The organism is Microbacterium umsixpiens (assembly GCF_053543675.1).
The window spans coordinates 29723-32400 of record NZ_JBLVOH010000120.1 but is presented as its reverse complement, the minus strand read 5'-3'; the positions used below and the strand labels follow the sequence as shown (position 1 = coordinate 32400).

Here is a 2678-nt window from a genome sequence, read left to right as displayed (position 1 = left end):
GCTGGGCCCCGTGATCAGGGAGACGACGACGAACGTGCTGCGGCACGGCGGGGGAGCGCGGGCGCGGCTGGCGCTCCGCAGGACCGCGGATGCGTGGCGGTACGAGATCGCGAACGATGTGGTCCCCGGCGTCGACGTCGAGCACGACGGCTCCGGGCTGGAAGGTGTGCGCCGCAGGATCGAGGAGGCGCACGGCTCCCTCGAGGTGCGACGCGACGCCGACGAGTTCGTGGTGGTCGTGACGGTGCCGACGCAGGGTGAGGGTGCTCGATGATCCGCGTGCTGCTCGCCGATGACGAGGCGATGATCCGCTCCGCTCTCGCAGCGCTGCTGCGCCTGGAACCCGACATCGAGGTGGTCGCCGAATGCGCCGACGGCGAGCAGGCCGTCGCCGAAGCCCTGCGCCTGGAGCCGGACGTGTGCCTGCTCGACCTCGAGATGCCGGGACTCGACGGGGTGCAGGTCGCCGAGAAGCTGCACAGGGCGATCGCGACGCGCTGCGTGGTCGTCACCCGTCATGCGCGACCCGGTGTGCTCCGTCGCGCGCTCGCCTCCGGCGTCTCGGGTTTCCTGCCGAAGTCCCGCGGTGCCGACGAGGTCGCCGCCGTCATCCGCCGGGTCGCCGCGGGCGCTCGCTACGTGGACCCCGAGATCGCCGCCGACGCTCTGAGCGACGAGCGCTCCCCGCTCACGGACCGGGAGCTCGACGTGCTGCGCGCCGGTCGCCGCGGCGAGACGACCGGACAGATCGCGCGGGCACTCGCGCTCGCGCCGGGCACCGTGCGCAACCACATCTCGGTCATCCTCGGAAAGCTCTCCGTCGGCACCCGCCAGCAGGCCGTGCTCATCGCCGAGGAGCGCGGCTGGATCTGACTGCCGTTATGCTGGCAGGCATGGGAACCATATGCGCAGCGCCCATGATGGGGCGCAACTTCGTGATCCGCGACCGCCGCGCCTGACGGCGCGCTCGCTCTCCGCACGCATCTGCGCGCCGTCCACCGAGATGTCATCGCACCTCGGGACGGGCAGTCCTCTCTGACGCCTCTTCGCGTCCTCCCCTCCTTCGAGGTGCTCCGATTCTTCTTCTGGAGCGCACTCATGCCTCGTTCAATCCATGGCGGCCGACACGAACTCGGCCAGAACTTCCTCACCCATCGTCCGACCCTCGCCCGCATCACCGACCTCGTCGGGCGCACCTCGGGCTCGATCCTCGAGCTCGGGTGCGGTGACGGCGCACTCACCCGCTCGCTCGCAAGGTTGGAGCGACCCCTCGCGGCGATCGACGTCGATGAGCATCGGGTGCATCGTCTGCGAAAGGCGCTGCCCGGCGTGCGCATCGAGATAGCGGATGCGACTCGCCATCCGCTCGACGCGGAGGTCATCGTCGGCAACATCCCGTTCCATGTGACGACACCGATCCTCCGGCGACTGCTGTCCAGCGGCCGGTGGAGTCAGGCGGTGCTGCTGACGCAGTGGGAGGTGGCCCGCAAGCGGGCAGGTGTCGGCGGCGGCACCATGATGACCGCGCAGTCCGCGCCGTGGTTCGAGTTCTCTCTGGAGGGCCGCGTACCGGCCTGGGGGTTCTCACCGCAACCGAGCGTCGACGGTGGGGTGCTGGCCATCACCCGTCGCGGCTCACCGCTCGTCCCGGCATCCGACCGCCGGGAGTACGAGGCGTTCGTGCGGTCGATGTTCACGGGGCGAGGATCGAACCTGGCTGCGGTGCTGGCCACGGCGGCACGCATCCCGATGTCCCGAGCGCGACGGTGTGTCGCGGCGGCGGGTGCCGACGACCGGCGTCTTCCCCGTGACCTGCGCCCGGAGCACTGGGCCGCGCTCTGGCGTCACGTCTCCCGCGGGTGAGATGACCGGGCCGTCTCGCAGCCCCACCGGGCGACGGCCCGGCCTGCTCGTGATGAGCCCGACGTCGGAGCATCCGGGTAGCCTCGACGCATGTCCGCTTTCGGAACGCTCGCGACTCCGGTCGGTGTCGTCGGCGTCGTCAGCGACGGCGTGGCGATCACCCGCGTCATGTGGCGGTCCGCTCCACCCGAGGGCAGCGCACTCCCGGCCGGCCCGACCGCCGATCCACTGCTCGCCGAGGCCCTCGCGCAACTCGCCGCCTACTTCGCGGGCAGCCTGCGCCGCTTCGACGTGCCGGTCGACCTCGGCGTGCAGACCGTGGCGACCAGAGCAGTGCTCACGGTGACGGGGCGGAGGGCGCGGCTTGGCTGCACTCAGCCCAAGACCCCGAGGGCCCGGTGAAGGACGAACGTCTGCTCGACAAACTCCGTCGCGTGTTGGACGTCGCCTAGGGTGTGTCCGACAAAGGTCGACGTGTGCGGACGACTTGTGTGAGAAATCCCTCCGATGACCCCACATCTGAGGGCGAGCCAATCCGGAGCCGTCTCTGTCTCACCGACGTGCGCGTCGGTCCGCAATCGCTTGCGGCAGGAGACGCGGATTTGTGTCAGCAGCCACCGACAACAACGTCACGAGATAGAACACGTAGGTGCGCCCGCCTCTCTCGGTGGTTCGCTCGTATGCTGGGGCGATGACGGACCAGGTGATTTTGATGTGCGGTCCCGCGGGATCCGGCAAGTCCACCTACGCGAAAAGGCTCGAGCGCGCCGGCTATGTCCTGCTCTCGTTCGATGCCGAGGCTTGGAACCGCGGGT

4 protein-coding genes and 1 pseudogene are annotated in these 2678 nt (G+C 69.9%); all 5 read left to right on the top strand.

All coding sequences use genetic code 11. The features are described 5' to 3' along the window. Window positions 1-274, top strand: a pseudogene (locus ACNPM4_RS12145) (sensor histidine kinase); the annotation flags it as partial. Further along, window positions 271-873 (top strand): response regulator transcription factor, encoded by a 603-nt coding sequence (locus ACNPM4_RS12140; RefSeq protein ID WP_029263806.1) that lies wholly within the window; start codon window positions 271-273, stop codon window positions 871-873. The pseudogene ACNPM4_RS12145 and the gene ACNPM4_RS12140, both read left to right, overlap by 4 nt. A gap of 225 nt (window positions 874-1098) precedes the next feature. Further along, a complete protein-coding gene (erm, locus tag ACNPM4_RS12135; protein WP_372468436.1) occupies window positions 1099-1863 on the top strand; it encodes a 23S ribosomal RNA methyltransferase Erm in 765 nt (254 codons plus the stop codon). Between the two features lie 90 nt (window positions 1864-1953). After that, window positions 1954-2265, top strand: a complete 312-nt coding sequence (locus ACNPM4_RS12130) for a hypothetical protein (RefSeq protein ID WP_448985854.1) — start codon at window positions 1954-1956, stop codon at window positions 2263-2265. A gap of 289 nt (window positions 2266-2554) precedes the next feature. After that, window positions 2555-2678: AAA family ATPase (locus ACNPM4_RS12125; RefSeq protein ID WP_448985860.1), on the top strand; the 124-nt coding region annotated here is incomplete at its 3' end.

Coding starts and splice junctions, on each gene's coding strand:
- ACNPM4_RS12140 (WP_029263806.1), top strand. CDS start 271: ATGATCCGCGTGCTGCTCGCCGATGACGAGGCGATGATCCGCTCCGCT.
- erm (WP_372468436.1), top strand. CDS start 1,099: ATGCCTCGTTCAATCCATGGCGGCCGACACGAACTCGGCCAGAACTTC.
- ACNPM4_RS12130 (WP_448985854.1), top strand. CDS start 1,954: ATGTCCGCTTTCGGAACGCTCGCGACTCCGGTCGGTGTCGTCGGCGTC.